The following is a 15,404-nucleotide window of genomic DNA, read 5'->3' as shown; positions in this document are numbered from 1 at the left end:
CCGGCGCGCGCCACGACCGTCGTGTCACCGGTCCGTAAGATCCCGCGGCCGCTCCTGCCACTGGCGCGGTGCGCCCCGGGCCACTGGCGCGGCGCGCCCCGGGCCACTGCGATTCGGTAACAGGCGCATTCGAGGTATTTCGGTACGGCATGGGTTGCATATGCTCAGGTCGGGGGTTGGGGGGCCGTTTTCGGACACTCCGACGGCCGACGGCCCCCATAGCCCGATCACCGGACACGACACCGTCGGAGAACACCTTGGCCGTGGAGAACGGGGAGCTGCGCACCGGCTCCCGTGTGCTGTCCGTACTCCCCTACACGGTGATGGCCGTGGTCAGCGTCGTCGACCTCACCGCGGGCCCGGAAGTGGGCTTTCTGCCCCTGGTGTCCCTGGGGCCCGCGTTCGCCGGACTGGTGGGCGGCTGGCGGCGCACCGCCCTGGTCGGACTCACGGCGTTCGTCCTCTGCCTCGGACTGGGCCTCTACAGCGGTCTGTTCGAGAGCCGGCGCGGGCTGACCGCGCTGCTGTCGGTGGCCGGGGTGACCGCGGCCGGTGTGGTCGCGGCGGTGATGCGGCAGCGCCGCGAGGCGGAGCTGGCCAGCGTCCGTTCCATCGCCGAGGTCGCCCAGCGGGTGCTGCTGCGCCCCGTGCCGCGCAGCGCGGGCCCGCTGCGGATCGCGGTCTCCTACACCTCGGCGGTGGCCGAGGCCCGGATAGGCGGCGATCTGTACGAGGTGGTGACCTCGCCCGCCGGTGTGCGGATCATCGTCGGCGACGTCCAGGGCAAGGGTCTGGAGGCGGTGGAGAGCGCCGCGGTGGTGCTGGGCGCGTTCCGGGAGGCCGCGCACGACGAGCCGGATCTGCCGGCCGTCGGCGAGCGCGTCGAACGGGCCCTGAACCGCCATCTGTCCGGCGAACGGTTCGTCACGGCGGTGCTCGCGGAGATCGGTGACGGTCCACATGCCACGCTGCTCAACTACGGCCATCCGGCCCCGCTGGTCGTCCGCCCCGCCGGTACGGTCGCCTTCGCCGCGCCCCCCGACCGGGCCCTGCCGCTCGGCCTCACCTCCACCGGCCCCGGTGCCCCGCTCCCCTACGAGGTGCCGTTCACCGCCGGCGACCAGCTGCTGTTCTACACCGACGGGGTCACCGAGGCCCGCGACGCGGCGGGCCGCTTCTACCCCCTCGACGAGCGCTCCGCGCTGCTGAAGGACCCCGACCCGGAGGCCGCGCTGCGCTCCGTCCGCGAGGACGTGGTCGAGCACGCCGAGGGGCCGCTGCACGATGACGCGGCGATGCTGCTGGTGCGTTACCGCGAGCGCCGCTGAACCGGCGTCACCCCAGGGGCGGCCCCGCGCAGTTCTCCGCCGGCTCCGCCGCGGCGTGCGCCCGAAGGCGGCGAGCCGGTCGAGCGAGGAGCGCTGCAGCCGGGTGTCGAACCGGCTCTGGTCCGGGCGGTCAGCGGTGGGCGAGGAAGACCGTCTCCTCGTGCGCGCCGTCCGCCGACCGCTGCAGCCGTACGTCGAAGCGGTACCGTCCCGGTCCGTCCGGGCGGGCGAGCAGGGTGCGCGCGCGGGCGGCGGGCAGCTGTGCCAGCAGCGGGTCGGCGGCGTGGGCGGCGGGGTGCTCGGGGAAGTAGACGCGGGTGAAGAGGTGGTCGATCAGTCCGCGGGCGAAGACGCACACGGCGAGGTACGGCGCGGCGTCCGGGCGGCCGGCGGGGGCGGCGGCGGGCAGGGTGCGTACGGCGTAGCGCCCGTCGGCGTCGGTGGGGACGCGGCCGAAGCCGGTGAAGTCCACGCCGTCGCGACCGAGGACCGCGCCGGTGGCCGGGTCGTGGCGCAGCGAACCGGGCGCGCCGGTCAGGCTGCCGTCCGGTGCCGCCTGCCAGAACTCCAACAGCGCGTCGGGCACCGGGTCGCCGGCTCCGTCCCGTACGCAGCCGTGCACGGTGATCGTGTCGGGGTGGCCGGCCGGCGCGATCTGCCCGCCGCCGGGGAACGGGAGCGCGTTGCCGTAGAACGGGCCGATGGTCTGCGAGGGTGTGGGGGCGAGCGGCGCGGGCGACGGAGCGGGCGGCGCCGCGTCGGACGTATCCGGCCGGGTGGTGGCGCGGGGCATCAGCGGCCCTCCTCGGTCCAGGTGGCGGACGGGCCGTCCAGGACGATGTCCCAGCGGTAGCCCAGGGACCCTTCCGGGTCGGACAGTTCGTGGTCGTAGGTGGCCACCAGGCGCGCACGGGCGGCGGGGTCGCTGACCGAGCCGAGGACCGGGTCGTACGGCAGCAGCGGGTCGCCGGGGAAGTACATCTGGGTGATCAGCCGCTGGGTGAACGCCGCTCCGAAGAGCGAGAAGTGGATATGGGCCGGGCGCCAGGTGTGGTCGTGCCCGCTCAGCGGATAGGCGCCGGGCCTGACGGTGGTGAAGGCGTAGCGGCCCTCGTCGTCGGTCAGTGCGCGGCCGGTGCCGGTGAAGTTCGGGTCCAGCGGGGCGGGGTGCCGGTCGCCCCGATGGGCGTACCGGCCGGAGGCGTTGGCCTGCCAGACCTCGACGAGCTGGCCGCGTACGGGGCGGCCGGCGCGGTCCAGGACGCGGCCGGTGACGGTGATGCGCTCGCCGAGGGGTTCGCCGGTGTGCTGCCGGGTGAGGTCGGCGTCGAGTGCGCCGACGTCCGTGACGCCGAACACGGGTCCGCGGAGCTCCACGGCCTCCGGGTCGACGCGGTGGTCGATCTCGACCGGCGGCCGGTGGGGGCGGCGTAACGCGCCGCTGCGGTACGGGACGTGGTCGCGGGCGGGGTGCTCCGGGGCGCGGGGAGCATCGAGGGGGGTGGGCTGCGGGGTCGGGGCCATGTGGCGTCTCCCTGCGGTGTGAGGACGGGCCCGGGCGGACGCGTACCCGGTCACTGAAGCAGGCCCGGCCGCCGCTGCGACAGGCGATACCAGGACGACAACGCTCAGCCGGTGCGCCCGCCGCCGTCGCCGGCCGCCCCCTCTTCCCCGTCCGCGCCCTCGTCCCCGCCCTCGTCCCCGTCGCCGTCCCGCTCCGCCGCCCGGCGCGCGATCTCCTCGCGCGCCGCGGCCGTGGCGACCGACGGCCACACCCGGTCGAGCGAGGCGTTCATCGCGGCACCGACCAGCACCGCGAAGGCGGACACACCGATCCACAGCAGTACCGCGACCGGCGCGGCCAGCGACCCGTAGATCGTGGGGCCCTCCACGGTCGAGACGAGGTAGAGCCGCAGCAGGAAGCTGCCGAGCACCCAGATGCCGAGTGCGACCACCGCCCCCGGAATGTCCTCCTGCCAGGGCGACCGGACCGGTACGGACAGGTGGTAGAGCGTGGTGAGGAAGGCGATGGACACCAGCAGGACGAACGGCCAGTACAGCACCCGGATGATCTGCTCGCTGGCCGGCAGCCAGCTGACGACGGTGTCGGGTCCGGCCACCATCAGCGGCAGCGCGACGGCGCCGACGACCAGCCCGCCCAGGTAGAGCGCGAACGCCAGCAGCCGGGTCCTGACGATGCCGCGCCGGCCGTCGAGCCCGTACATGATGGTGATGGTGTCGACGAAGACGTTCAGCGCCCGGGAGCCGGACCACAGGGCGATGGCGAAGCCGAGGGAGATGACGTCGGGGCGGCGGCCGGTGAAGACGTCGTCCAGCAGGGGGCGGGCGATCTGGTCCACGCCCTTGCCGGACAGCACGGTGCCGGCGGCGCTGAGGATGCGCTCGCGGACGCCGTCGATCGTGTCGTGCCCGATCCAGGCCTGCGTGTAGCCGAGCACGCCGAGGAGTCCGAGGATCAGCGGCGGCAGCGACAGCAGGCACCAGAACGCCGCCTCGGCCGCCAGGCCGGTGACGCGGTAGGTCATACACGAGTGGACGATGTCCTTGAGCAGCAGCCAGGCCAGCCGGCGCTTGGAGACATTGCGGTACAGCACGCGGGCCCTGGTCAGACGCCCCGCGGGCCGCTCGGTTGGTTCGTTTGCCGGCTGCACCTCCTTACCGTATCCGGCATGGCAGCCACCACTCACACGGTCACCAACCAGCCCCCGCCGCTGGTCGGCTACGACGTCTTCGGCAGCGACCCGGCCCTCACCGAGGGCGTCGCCCGGTACCTCGACGGCGCCCGGCTCACTCAGGCACGGGCGGAACTGAGCCTGCTGGGGAAGGCGGCCGGCTCGGCGCACGCCCAGCGCTGGGGCGAGCAGGCCAACGCCCATCCGCCGGTCCTGCACACCCACGACCGGTTCGGCCATCGCATCGACGAGGTGGAGTTCCACCCGGCCTGGCACCGGCTGCTCGGTCACGCCGTCTCGGCGGGCCTGACCGACGCCTGGTCGCGGCCCCACGGCCATCTTCGCCGCACCGCCGGCTTCCTGGTGTGGACCCAGGCGGAGGCCGGACACGGCTGCCCGCTGTCGATGACCCATGCGGCGGTGCCCGCGCTGCGCGCCGAGCCGGATCTGGCGGCCGTATGGGAGCCGCTGCTCACCTCGCACATCTACGCCCACGAGCTGCGGCCGGTCGCCGAGAAGGGCGGTGCGCTGGCGGGCATGGCCATGACGGAGAAGCAGGGCGGCAGCGACGTACGGGCCAACACCACGCGCGCCGAGCCGCTGGCCGCGCCCGGCGAGTACGTGCTGACCGGGCACAAGTGGTTCTGCTCGGCGCCGATGTCGGACGCCTTCTTGGTGCTGGCGCAGGCGCCCGGGGGGCTCACCTGTTTCCTGCTGCCGCGGGTGCTGCCGGACGGCGGCCGCAACGCGTTCCGCATCCAGCGGCTCAAGGACAAGCTCGGCAACCGCTCCAACGCCTCGGCGGAGGTCGAGTTCGACGGGCGGAGCTGGGCGCGCCGGGTCGGTGAGGAGGGGCGCGGAGTGGCGACGATCATCGAGATGGTCGCGGCGACCCGGCTGGACTGCGTGACCGCCGCGGCCGCGGTGATGCGGCAGGCGGTGGCGCAGGCGCTGCACCACACGGCGTACCGGGAGGCGTTCGGCGGCCGGCTGATCGACAAGCCGCTGATGCGCAACGTGCTGGCCGACCTGGCGCTGGAGTCGGAGGCGGCGACCACGCTCGCGCTGCGGCTGGCGGCGGCGTACGACAGCGGCGGCGAGCAGGACCGGCACCTGCTGCGGCTCGCGGTCCCGGCGGCGAAGTACTGGGTGACCAAGCGGTGCACGCCGGTGGTCGCGGAGGCGCTGGAGTGCCTGGGCGGCAACGGCTACGTCGAGGAGTCGGGGCTGCCGCGGCTGTTGCGCGAGGCCCCGCTGAACTCGATCTGGGAGGGCTCCGGCAACGTCCAGGCGCTGGACGTGCTGCGGGCGCTGCGGCACGATCCCGAGCCGCTGCACGCCTTTTTGACCGAGATCGGCGGCGCGCGGGGCGCGGACCACCGGTTGGACCGGGCGATCCGTGGGCTGCTCACCGAACTCGCCGACCTGGAGGGCATCGAGGCCCGGGCCCGGCGTCTGGTGGAGCGGATGGCGCTGGTGCTGCAGGGCTCGCTGCTGGTGCGCTACGCACCGCCCGAGGTCGCGGACGCGTTCTGCGCCTCCCGTCTGGGCGGCGACGCGGGCGCCGCGTTCGGGACGCTGCCGCACACACTGGATCTCGCGGCGGTCGTGGCGCGGGCGCGGCCGGTCCTGGACGACGCGCCCTGAGCGGCGCCGGCCCCGTACGACGTCGGCGCGGCGGCGGCTCCCCGTCACCTCCGGGCCGTTGCCTCGCGGGGGGACGGGGACAGGGGGTTACCGCCGCCGCGCCCGTCGGGGAGCGGTGCCGCGCCGACTCGGCACCGCTCCCGGTCTCAAGGGCCGCTAGGGCGGGTCCGTCGGGTCGTCGGGCGGGTCCACGGCGGTGCGCCCGCGCAGCGCCGCGTCGACGGCCACGATGATCTCGCCGTCGGGTGTGCCCGGCGGGAAGGCCGCCAGCACCCCGCGCGCCTCGTAGTACCGCAGGACCCGGCAGGCCTCACCCGTGCCGTTGCACTCGGCGGTGCGCAGCACCACGACGAGGTCGGCGAAGGCCAGCGCGGGCAGCAGACCGCCGACGCCGGCCACCCGGTCGAGCAGTTGCGGGGCGCCGTCGATGACATAGCCGCCGGCGGGCGGCGGCTGACGCCCGATCAGGACGTCGACCGCGGGCAGCCGGGGGACCCGGTAGTGGCCGGCGAGCCGGGCGGCGCGCGCGATCCGCACCCCCTCGCTCGCGCCGATCACCACGACGCGCGGAGCAGCGGCCACCATGGTGAGCCCCCCTCGCACCGTGCCGACGTCGCGCCGCGGCCGATGGGTTCCCGACGTCACCGGCGGGTCCTCCGACGGGTGACCGGCGAACCTCGCGGTGGCGAGAAGCCATCGGCCGCTGTGATCAGCGTCCTGGTTACGCGTCATAGGCCACAACGGTTGCAGTGCGTTGCAGTGCGCACCGGCGGATCTGGACAATGGCGCCTCCCGGACGGCCTGGTGACGGCACGATGGGCACCGACCGGTGGACCGCACAACGGAGAACAGCGTGAGCGACAGACCGATCCACAGCGCCATCTGGTCGGCCCAGGACATCCGCTCGACCGCCCGCCGCCTCGCCACCGTGCACGAGGCCGCGCTCGCGGGCGAGGCGCCACCGGGCGCAGCGCCGGAGTCGCCCCGCGCGGTCATCGGCGAGTCCTGGCGCCGGGTGCTGGGCTCCGGCGTGGACCCCGACCGCGATCAGCCCCAATTCCTGCTGTCCGTCGCGGAGTTGGAGCACCGTCGGCAGAAGTCGCAGCTGGCGACAGTGCTGCCGGTGCTCAACGAGGGACTGCTGGCGACGGCCGACGCGGCCCAGCAGATCATGGTCGTCACCGACGCCGAGGGCCGGGTGCTGTGGCGGGAGGGCAGCGCGCCGGTCCGGCGGATGGCCGACCGGCTGGGCTTCGACAAGGGCGCCGACTGGACGGAGGGCGTCGTCGGCACCAACGCCATCGGCACCGCGCTGGTGGCCCGCCGCCCGGTGCTGGTGCACTCCGCCGAGCACTTCGTGCGCAGCCACCACCAGTGGACCTGTGCCGCGGCACCGCTGCACGACCCGCGTGACGGACGCCTGCTGGGCACCGTGGACATCAGCGGACCGGCGCACACCTTCCACCCCACGACACTGTCCCTGGTGTCCGCGGTCGCCCGGCTCGCGGAGGGTGAGCTGCGCACCCGCCACCACACGTCCCTGGAGCGGCTGCGGTCGAGTGCGGCGCCGGTGCTGGCGCGGCTCGGCGGGCGGGCGCTGGCCGTCGACCCCCACGGCTGGGTCGTCGGCGTGACGGGCCTGACGCCGACGGAACGCGTGGCGCTGCCCAAGGCGCCCGAGGCCGGGCCGCTGTGGCTGCCGCGCTACGGCATGTGCGCCCTGGAGCCGCTGCCCGGCGGCTGGCTGATCCGGGTCGGCCGGCCGGAGCCGGCGGCCGGGCCGAGCCGGGTGGTGCTGGACGTCAGCGGACGCGACGGCGCCACGGTCACGGTCAGCGGGCCGGCCGGCAGCTGGTCGCACGCGCTGACCCCGCGCCATGCCGAGCTGCTGTTCGCCCTCGCCGCGCATCCGCCGGGGCGCAGCGCCGTCGAGCTGGCCGAGGACCTGTTCGGCGACGGGAGCCGTACGGTCACGGTGCGCGCCGAGCTGTCCCGCCTGCGCCGCCATCTGGGGGGCGTGCTGGCGCACCGGCCGTACCGCTTCGCCGACGGTGTGGAGGTGGAGCTGCGGCTGCCGCCGCGCCCCGTCGAGCTGCTGCCGCAGTCGACGGCGCCGGCGGTGGTGGCGGCGCGGCGGGCGTGAGGGGCCCGTGGCCGACGGCCGGGGCCACGGCGGGCTGCGGCCGCGGCGGTCCGCCGCCACCCGTTCGGCGGGCTGCGCTCGCCGCCGCCCCGGCGGCGCCCTAGCGTGCCGACCGGGGCCGCGCACTCCCCGGCGTGCGGCCCCGGGAGGTGAGCGATGGGCCCGGCAGGCTCGCCGAGGACACCGGAAACGGCCCAGGAGCAGCCCGCGGTCGGACGGCGGCCCCGGTGGGGCACGCTGGCGCTGGTCGGCCTCGTCGGGTTCGGCATGCTGCGCCACGGTCTGTCCGGTGAGGCGGACGGGCCGCCGCAGCCGGACGCCGCCCTCTCCCTGTTCTCCGGCGATCCGCCGCCCGGCGGCCCCGCCCCGGCCGCGCTGCCCCGTTCCGCCCCCTCGCTGGTGGCGATCCCGTCGATCGGGGTGTCCGCCCCGGTGCTGCCGCTGGGCCTGGACAGGGACGGCTGGATCGAGGCGCCGCCGGCGTCGGACGCCCGTCTGGCGGGCTGGTACAAGGCGGCGGCGTCTCCCGGGGAGCGCGGCACCGCCGTCCTGGTCGGCCATGTCGACACTGCCGGCGGACCGGCGGTCTTCTACTCGCTGGGCGCCCTGGAGAAGGGCAGGACGATCCGGGTGACCCGTGAGGACGGGCGGATCGCGGACTTCGAGGTCTACGGCGTCCAGGTCTTCGACAAGCGCCGCTTCCCCGCCCGGAAGGTCTACGGCGACACCGGGCGCCCCGAGCTGCGCGTGCTGACCTGCGGCGGGACGTACTCCGCGGGTTCGGGCTACACGGGCAACGTGGTGGTCTTCGCCAGGATGGTCAAGACCGGGTAGCGGGGGCCGGGCGGGCCGCGGAACGCACCACCGCGCCGTCCACACGGTGAGCCGATGTCTCACCATCCGGATGGTGCGCCGCCGCACGGCACGGAGGCACCCCGCCCCGGCGCCCGGACCGCATCCGGCCGGCGCGGGCCGGTGTGATGTGCTGGCCGCATGAGCCTCTCGGTCACCACCTGGTACCTCGAACAGACCGCGCGCGCCGATCTGCGCCCCGCGCAGGAGCCGCCGGCCGAGCAGGGTGTCCGCATCGTCCGGTCCGAGCAGCCGTCACCCGAATTCAGCCGGTTCCTCTATACGGCGGTCGGCGGGGACGTCGCCTGGACCGACCGGCTGGGGTGGCCGTACGCGCGGTGGGCGCAGTACCTGGGGCGGCCGGGCGTGGAGACCTGGGTGGCGTACGAGCGGGGGACGCCCGCCGGGTTCATCGAGCTGGAGGCGGCCCGGGACGGATCCGTGGAGATCGTCTACTTCGGGCTCGTCCCGGCCTTCCGGGGGCGCCGGATCGGCGGGCACCTGCTGGCGTACGGGATCGAGCGGGCCTGGGACCTGGCCGAACGGTGGCCCGGACAGGCCCCGACGAAGCGGGTGTGGCTGCACACCTGCTCCCTGGACGGCGCGCACGCGATGGCGAACTACCAGCGGCGGGGGTTCCGGCTGTACGACACCACCGTGACCGAGGAGTCCGACACAGCGGCCCCGGGACCCTGGCCGGGCGCGGGACCGCTCATCGCGCCCCACACCCCCGCCGGGGAGTGATCGGCACCACACCGTCCCGCCATGCGAGACGTCGATGTCCATATCCTGGATAACGGTGGACTGGCCGGAGAGCGGCGTGCCACGCTTCCGTCATGTCTCGAGCTGGAATTGCCTTGGTGAGTCGGCGGCACGTCGACCTCGGCCGCATGTCCAGCGCCATTTGTCGGACGGGCTGAGGCCGTACCCACCTGGGGCGATCGGCCCCGGACAGCACCCAGCACCACCGAACACCCCGCCGTCCCCATCGTCGCGGACGCGCTGAGACCCCACGATCCGCAGACCCACCGCCGACGCGTCGCCACGCGCCGCTCTTCGGTGTGTCCGCGCAGGTCACCGTGGGCGCCCGGCGCCGGTCCCGATCCCTTGAGCCTGCCCAGAAGGACGTACACCCATGGCCGCCACCCCAGATGCCCCCCAGCCGTCGGCCGGGGGTGCCCGCGCCGCAGCCACGACCCGCCGCAAGGCCGGACGCCACCGCGGCGAGGGCCAGTGGGCCGTGGGCCACTTCACGCCCCTGAACGGCAACGAGCAGTTCAAGAAGGACGACGACGGTCTCAATGTGCGGACACGCATTGAGACGATCTACTCCAAGGCCGGATTCGACTCGATCGACCCCAACGACCTGCGCGGGCGGATGCGCTGGTGGGGCCTGTACACCCAGCGCAAGCCCGGGATCGACGGCGGCAAGACCGCGATCCTGGAGCCCGAGGAGCTGGACGACAAGTACTTCATGCTGCGGGTCCGCATCGACGGCGGACGGCTGACCACCGATCAGCTGCGGGTGATCGGCGAGATCTCCCAGGAGTTCGCCCGCGGCACCGCGGACATCACCGACCGGCAGAACGTCCAGTACCACTGGATCCGCATCGAGGACGTGCCGGAGATCTGGCAGCGGCTGGAGGCCGTCGGCCTGTCCACGACCGAGGCCTGCGGTGACACCCCCCGCGTCATCCTCGGCTCGCCGGTCGCCGGTATCGCCGAGGACGAGATCGTCGACGGCACCCCGGTCATCGAGGAGATCCAGCGCCGGATCATCGGCAACCCGGAGTTCTCCAACCTCCCGCGCAAGTTCAAGTCCGCGGTCTCCGGCTCGCCGCTGCTGGACGTCGCGCACGAGATCAACGACATCTCCTTCGTCGGCGTCGAGCACCCCGAGCACGGTCCGGGCTTCGACGTGTGGGTCGGCGGCGGACTGTCCACCAACCCCAAGCTCGGTGTCCGGCTCGGCGTCTGGGTCTCCGTCGACGAGGCCGCCGACGTCTACGAGGGCGTCATCTCGATCTTCCGCGACTACGGCTACCGCCGGCTGCGCACCCGCGCCCGGCTGAAGTTCCTGGTCGCCGACTGGGGCGTGGCGAAGTTCCGCCAGGTGCTGGAGGACGAGTACCTCGAGCGGAAGCTGTCCGACGGCCCCGCCCCGGCGCAGCCCGCCCAGCGGTGGCGCGACCACGTCGGTGTGCACCGGCAGAAGGACGGCCGCTACTACGTGGGCTTCGCGCCGCGCGTCGGCCGGGTGGACGGCACCACCCTCACCAAGATCGCCGAGGTCGCCGCGGAGCACGGCTCGGGCCGGCTGCGGACCACCGCCGAGCAGAAGATGATCGTGCTGGACGTCGAGGAGTCGCAGGTCGACTCGCTGGTCGCCGGTCTGGAGGCGCTCGACCTGCGGGTCAGCCCCTCCCCGTTCCGGCGCGGCACGATGGCCTGCACCGGCATCGAGTTCTGCAAGCTGGCGATCGTCGAGACCAAGGGCCGCGGCGCCTCGCTGATCGACGAACTGGAGCGCCGACTCCCCGAGTTCGACGAACCGCTCACCATCAACATCAACGGCTGCCCCAACGCCTGCGCCCGTATCCAGGTCGCGGACATCGGCCTCAAGGGCCAGCTGGTCCTGGACGACGACGGCAACCAGGTCGAGGGCTACCAGGTGCACCTGGGCGGCGCGCTCGGGCTGGAGGCCGGGTTCGGCCGCAAGGTCCGGGGCCTGAAGGTCACCGCCGCCGAACTCCCCGACTACGTCGAGCGGGTGCTGCGCAACTTCCAGGAGCAGCGCACCGACGGCGAGCGGTTCGCCCAGTGGGCGGCCCGCGCGGAAGAGGGTGCGCTGAAGTGAGCGACGCACGCGCGGCCGCCGGGCCGCAGACAACGGCGATGGCTGCACCTCTGCGCCGCGTGGGCGGAGAAGCGAACAGGGAGGCACTGTGAGCGAGCGCGCCGCCCCGTTCTACTGCCCGTACTGCGGCGACGAGGACCTGCGCCCCTCCGAGGAGGGCTCGGTCCGCGGCGAGGGCGCGGCCTGGGAGTGCCGGGCGTGCAGCAGGGCGTTCCGGCTGAAGTTCCTCGGCCTGCTCTCCCGGAGCAGGCCGGCCACCGCTTCACCGTCCGACGGAGGTACGTCGTGACCACCGCTACCGACCTTCAGCAGCTCGCCGAACAGGCGGGCCGCGACCTGGAGGACGCGCCCGCCCTGGAGATCCTCAAGTGGGCCGCCGAGACCTTCGGTCCGCGCTTCTGCGTGACCTCCTCGATGGAGGACGCGGTCGTCGCGCACCTGGCCTCGCGGGCCTTCCCGGGCGTGGACGTGGTCTTCCTGGACACCGGCTACCACTTCCCCGAGACCATCGGGACCCGGGACGCGGTCGCCGAGGTGATGGACGTCAACGTCATCACCCTGACGCCGCGGCAGACGGTGGCCGAGCAGGACGCCGAGTACGGCCCGAAGCTGCACGACCGCGACCCGGACCTGTGCTGCGCGCTGCGCAAGGTCAAGCCCCTCGAAGAGGGCCTGACCGGGTACGACGCCTGGGCCACGGGCCTGCGCCGGGACGAGTCGCCGACCCGGGCGAACACCCCGGTCGTCGGCTGGGACCCCAAGCGGCAGAAGGTGAAGGTCTCGCCGATCGCCCGCTGGACGCAGGCCGACGTGGACGCCTACGTGGCCGAGCACGGTGTACTCACCAACCCGCTGCTGATGGACGGCTACGCCTCCGTCGGCTGCGCGCCCTGCACCCGCCGGGTGCTGGCGGGCGAGGACGCCAGGGCCGGCCGCTGGGCCGGGAGCAACAAGACCGAGTGCGGGCTGCACTGATGACGACGCATCAGGAGATATCCATGACGGGCGCCACGATCTGGCTGACCGGACTGCCGAGCGCGGGCAAGACGACCATCGCGCGCGAGCTGGCCGACCGGCTGCGCGGCGAGGGGCATCGCGTCGAGGTGCTCGACGGCGACGAGATCCGCGAGTTCCTCTCCGCGGGCCTCGGCTTCACCCGCGAGGACCGGCACACCAACGTCCAGCGCATCGGCTTCGTGGCCGAGCTGCTGGCGAGCAACGGCGTCAAGGCGCTGGTGCCGGTGATCGCGCCGTACGCGGACAGCCGCGAGGCGGTGCGCAAGCGCCACCAGAACGAGGGCACGGCGTATCTGGAGGTGCATGTGGCCACGCCGGTCGAGGTGTGCTCCGAGCGTGATGTGAAGGGGCTGTACGCCAAGCAGGCGGCCGGCGAGATCTCCGGTCTGACCGGCGTGGACGACCCCTACGAGCAGCCCGAATCGCCCGATCTGCGCATCGAGTCGCACACCCAGACCGTGCAGGAGTCCGCTGCGGCGCTGCATGCGCTGCTCACCGAAAGGGGACTGGCGTGACCACCGCGACCGTTCGTACCGAGACCGGCGGCGAGCCCGGCGGCGACAACCCCTACGCGCTGTCGCACCTGGACGCCCTGGAGTCCGAGGCGGTGCACATCTTCCGCGAGGTGGCGGGCGAGTTCGAGCGGCCGGTGATCCTGTTCTCCGGCGGCAAGGACTCCATCGTCATGCTGCACCTGGCGCTCAAGGCGTTCGCGCCCGCCGCGATCCCCTTCTCGCTGCTGCACGTCGACACCGGGCACAACTTCCCCGAGGTCCTCGACTACCGCGACCGCACCGTGGAGCGGCACGGCCTGCGGCTGCACGTCGCCTCCGTACAGGACTTCATCGACCGCGGCGAGCTGCGCGAGCGCCCCGACGGCACCCGCAACCCGCTGCAGACCGTCCCGCTGCTGGACGCCATCGACAGCAACCGCTTCGACGCGGTCTTCGGCGGCGGCCGCCGGGACGAGGAGAAGGCACGCGCCAAGGAGCGGGTCTTCTCGCTGCGCGACGAGTTCGGCGGCTGGGACCCGCGCCGGCAGCGGCCCGAGCTGTGGCAGCTCTACAACGGCCGCCACTCGCCCGGCGAGCACGTCCGGGTCTTCCCGCTGTCCAACTGGACCGAGCTGGACGTGTGGCAGTACATCGCCCGCGAGAAGATCGAACTGCCCGCCATCTACTACGCCCACGAGCGCGAGGTGTTCGCCCGCAGCGGCATGTGGCTGGCGCCCGGTGAGTGGGGCGGCCCCAAGGACGGCGAGAGTCTGGAGATCCGGCAGGTGCGCTACCGCACCGTCGGCGACATGTCCTGCACCGGTGCCGTCGACTCCGACGCCGACACCATCGAGGCCGTGATCGCGGAGATCGCCGCGTCCCGGCTCACCGAGCGGGGCGCGACGAGGGCGGACGACAAGATGTCCGAGGCCGCCATGGAGGACCGTAAGCGCGAGGGGTACTTCTAACCATGAGCACGATCAACACCGTGGACGCGGGTGCCACCTCACTGCTGCGCTTCGCCACCGCCGGCTCCGTCGACGACGGCAAGTCCACCCTGGTCGGGCGGCTGCTGCACGACTCCAAGTCGGTGCTCGCCGACCAGCTGGAGGCCGTCGAGCGGGCCTCTCTGGGCCGCGGGCAGGAGGCGCCCGACCTGGCGCTGCTCACCGACGGGCTGCGCGCCGAGCGCGAGCAGGGCATCACCATCGACGTCGCCTACCGCTACTTCGCCACCCCGCGGCGCCGCTTCATCCTCGCCGACACCCCCGGGCATGTGCAGTACACCCGCAACATGGTCACCGGCGCCTCCACCGCCGAACTCGCCGTGGTGCTGGTCGACGCCCGCAACGGCGTGGTCGAGCAGACCCGCCGGCACGCCGCGGTCGCCGCCCTGCTGCGCGTCCCCCATGTCGTCCTCGCGGTCAACAAGATGGACCTGGTCGACTACGCCGAGCCGGTCTTCGCCGCCATCGCCGAGGAGTTCACGACGTACGCGGCCTCGCTGGGCGTCCCGGAGATCACCGCGATCCCGATCTCGGCGCTGGCCGGCGACAACGTCGTGTCGCCGTCGGCCCACATGGACTGGTACGGCGGCCCGACCGTGCTGGAGCACCTGGAGACCGTGCCGGTCGTCGCCGACCCGTCGGACGACCCCGGCCGCTTCCCGGTCCAGTACGTGATCCGCCCGCAGACCGCCGAGCATCCCGACTACCGCGGCTACGCGGGCCAGATCGCCTCCGGCGTGCTGCGCGTCGGCGACGCCGTCACCGTGCTGCCCTCGGGCCGTACCACCACCATCGAGGCGATCGACGCGCTCGGCCAGGCCGTGGACGTCGCCTGGGCACCGCAGTCGGTGACCGTGCGCCTGAGCGACGACATCGACATCTCGCGCGGCGACCTGATCGCGCCGACCGCCGCGGCCCCGGCCGTCTCCCAGGACATCGAGGCGACGGTCTGCCATGTGGCGGACCGTCCGCTGACCGTCGGCCAGCGGGTGCTGCTCAAGCACACCACCCGTACCGTCAAGGCGATCGTCAAGGACATCCCGTCCCGGCTGACGCTGGACGATCTCTCCCAGCACCCGGCGCCCGGTGAGCTGGCCGCCAACGACATCGGGCGGGTGGTGGTCCGTACGGCCGAGCCGCTGGCCCTGGACGCCTACGCCGACTCCCGCCGCACCGGCTCGTTCCTGCTGATCGACCCGGCGGACGGCACGACGCTGACCGCGGGGATGGCGGGCACCGCGTTCGCGGAAGCGGCCGCGGACGCCGCACCGGCGACGGCGGCGGACGACGAGGGATGGGACTTCTGAACATGCCAGAGACGACCCAGGACATCTTCTCGACCTTCGCGAAGGAGGGCGGCCGCATC

General features: G+C 73.6%; 16 protein-coding genes. 12 read left to right on the top strand and 4 right to left on the bottom strand.

Annotation, left to right across the window (positions count from 1 at the left end; all coding sequences use genetic code 11):
- The first annotated feature begins 323 nt into the window (after positions 1-323).
- Positions 324-1,328 carry a PP2C family protein-serine/threonine phosphatase gene (locus ACFWZH_RS33350; protein ID WP_384439995.1) on the top strand — a complete coding sequence of 335 codons (1,005 nt, stop codon included), beginning with the start codon at positions 324-326 and terminating at the stop codon, positions 1,326-1,328.
- Positions 1,329-1,458: 130 nt separating this feature from the next.
- Here ACFWZH_RS33350 and pcaG read toward each other — a convergent pair whose 3' ends face one another.
- The 3 genes from pcaG to ACFWZH_RS33335 all read right to left on the bottom strand — a co-directional run bounded on the left by pcaG (position 1,459) and on the right by ACFWZH_RS33335 (position 4,000).
- Positions 1,459-2,121, bottom strand: a complete 663-nt coding sequence (gene pcaG / locus ACFWZH_RS33345) for a protocatechuate 3,4-dioxygenase subunit alpha (RefSeq protein ID WP_384439943.1) — start codon at positions 2,119-2,121, stop codon at positions 1,459-1,461.
- Positions 2,121-2,852, bottom strand: a complete 732-nt coding sequence (gene pcaH, locus ACFWZH_RS33340; protein WP_384439940.1) for a protocatechuate 3,4-dioxygenase subunit beta — start codon at positions 2,850-2,852, stop codon at positions 2,121-2,123. Before pcaH ends, pcaG begins: the two co-directional genes overlap by 1 nt.
- A 104-nt stretch (positions 2,853-2,956) precedes the next feature.
- Positions 2,957-4,000: a YihY/virulence factor BrkB family protein gene (locus ACFWZH_RS33335; RefSeq protein ID WP_384439937.1), complete on the bottom strand. Its 1,044-nt coding sequence runs from the start codon at positions 3,998-4,000 to the stop codon at positions 2,957-2,959.
- 18 nt (positions 4,001-4,018) lie between these two features.
- Between ACFWZH_RS33335 and ACFWZH_RS33330 the strand changes: the two genes are divergently transcribed.
- Positions 4,019-5,668 (top strand): acyl-CoA dehydrogenase family protein, encoded by a 1,650-nt coding sequence (locus ACFWZH_RS33330; protein ID WP_384439934.1) that lies wholly within the window; start codon positions 4,019-4,021, stop codon positions 5,666-5,668.
- 156 nt (positions 5,669-5,824) lie between these two features.
- Here the strand turns inward: ACFWZH_RS33330 and ACFWZH_RS33325 are convergent, their stop codons facing one another.
- Positions 5,825-6,253 carry a hypothetical protein gene (locus tag ACFWZH_RS33325; RefSeq protein ID WP_384439931.1) on the bottom strand — a complete coding sequence of 143 codons (429 nt, stop codon included), beginning with the start codon at positions 6,251-6,253 and terminating at the stop codon, positions 5,825-5,827.
- Between the two features lie 268 nt (positions 6,254-6,521).
- Between ACFWZH_RS33325 and ACFWZH_RS33320 the strand changes: the two genes are divergently transcribed.
- The 10 genes from ACFWZH_RS33320 to ACFWZH_RS33275 all read left to right on the top strand — a co-directional run bounded on the left by ACFWZH_RS33320 (position 6,522) and on the right by ACFWZH_RS33275 (position 15,345).
- On the top strand, positions 6,522-7,811 hold the full coding sequence (locus ACFWZH_RS33320; RefSeq protein ID WP_384439928.1) for a GAF domain-containing protein: 1,290 nt from the start codon (positions 6,522-6,524) through the stop codon (positions 7,809-7,811).
- 156 nt (positions 7,812-7,967) lie between these two features.
- Complete coding sequence (locus ACFWZH_RS33315) at positions 7,968-8,645, top strand: class F sortase (RefSeq protein WP_384439925.1); 678 nt, start codon at positions 7,968-7,970, stop codon at positions 8,643-8,645.
- A gap of 159 nt (positions 8,646-8,804) precedes the next feature.
- Entirely contained in the window at positions 8,805-9,407 is a 603-nt protein-coding gene (locus ACFWZH_RS33310) for a GNAT family N-acetyltransferase (protein WP_384439922.1), read from the top strand.
- 92 nt (positions 9,408-9,499) lie between these two features.
- On the top strand, positions 9,500-9,583 hold the full coding sequence (locus ACFWZH_RS33305) for a putative leader peptide (RefSeq protein WP_352300790.1): 84 nt from the start codon (positions 9,500-9,502) through the stop codon (positions 9,581-9,583).
- A 215-nt stretch (positions 9,584-9,798) separates the two neighbouring features.
- Positions 9,799-11,520 carry a nitrite/sulfite reductase gene (locus ACFWZH_RS33300; protein WP_384439919.1) on the top strand — a complete coding sequence of 574 codons (1,722 nt, stop codon included), beginning with the start codon at positions 9,799-9,801 and terminating at the stop codon, positions 11,518-11,520.
- An 88-nt stretch (positions 11,521-11,608) separates the two neighbouring features.
- Positions 11,609-11,809 carry a hypothetical protein gene (locus ACFWZH_RS33295; RefSeq protein ID WP_384439916.1) on the top strand — a complete coding sequence of 67 codons (201 nt, stop codon included), beginning with the start codon at positions 11,609-11,611 and terminating at the stop codon, positions 11,807-11,809.
- Complete coding sequence (locus ACFWZH_RS33290) at positions 11,806-12,495, top strand: phosphoadenylyl-sulfate reductase (protein WP_384439913.1); 690 nt, start codon at positions 11,806-11,808, stop codon at positions 12,493-12,495. Before ACFWZH_RS33295 ends, ACFWZH_RS33290 begins: the two co-directional genes overlap by 4 nt.
- A gap of 23 nt (positions 12,496-12,518) precedes the next feature.
- On the top strand, positions 12,519-13,052 hold the full coding sequence (gene cysC / locus ACFWZH_RS33285) for an adenylyl-sulfate kinase (protein ID WP_384439910.1): 534 nt from the start codon (positions 12,519-12,521) through the stop codon (positions 13,050-13,052).
- The gene (cysD, locus tag ACFWZH_RS33280) at positions 13,049-13,999 is read left to right on the top strand and encodes a sulfate adenylyltransferase subunit CysD (protein ID WP_384439907.1); all 951 of its coding nucleotides are present in this window, start codon (positions 13,049-13,051) and stop codon (positions 13,997-13,999) included. Before cysC ends, cysD begins: the two co-directional genes overlap by 4 nt.
- 2 nt (positions 14,000-14,001) lie before the next feature.
- The gene (locus ACFWZH_RS33275; RefSeq protein WP_384439905.1) at positions 14,002-15,345 is read left to right on the top strand and encodes a sulfate adenylyltransferase subunit 1; all 1,344 of its coding nucleotides are present in this window, start codon (positions 14,002-14,004) and stop codon (positions 15,343-15,345) included.
- Positions 15,346-15,404: the final 59 nt, after the last annotated feature.

It is taken from the genome of Streptomyces sp. NPDC059008 (assembly GCF_042749045.1).
Lineage (GTDB): Bacteria > Actinomycetota > Actinomycetes > Streptomycetales > Streptomycetaceae > Streptomyces.
Note: the sequence above shows the minus strand (reverse complement) of the source record. Positions and strands in the feature narration are given on the sequence as shown.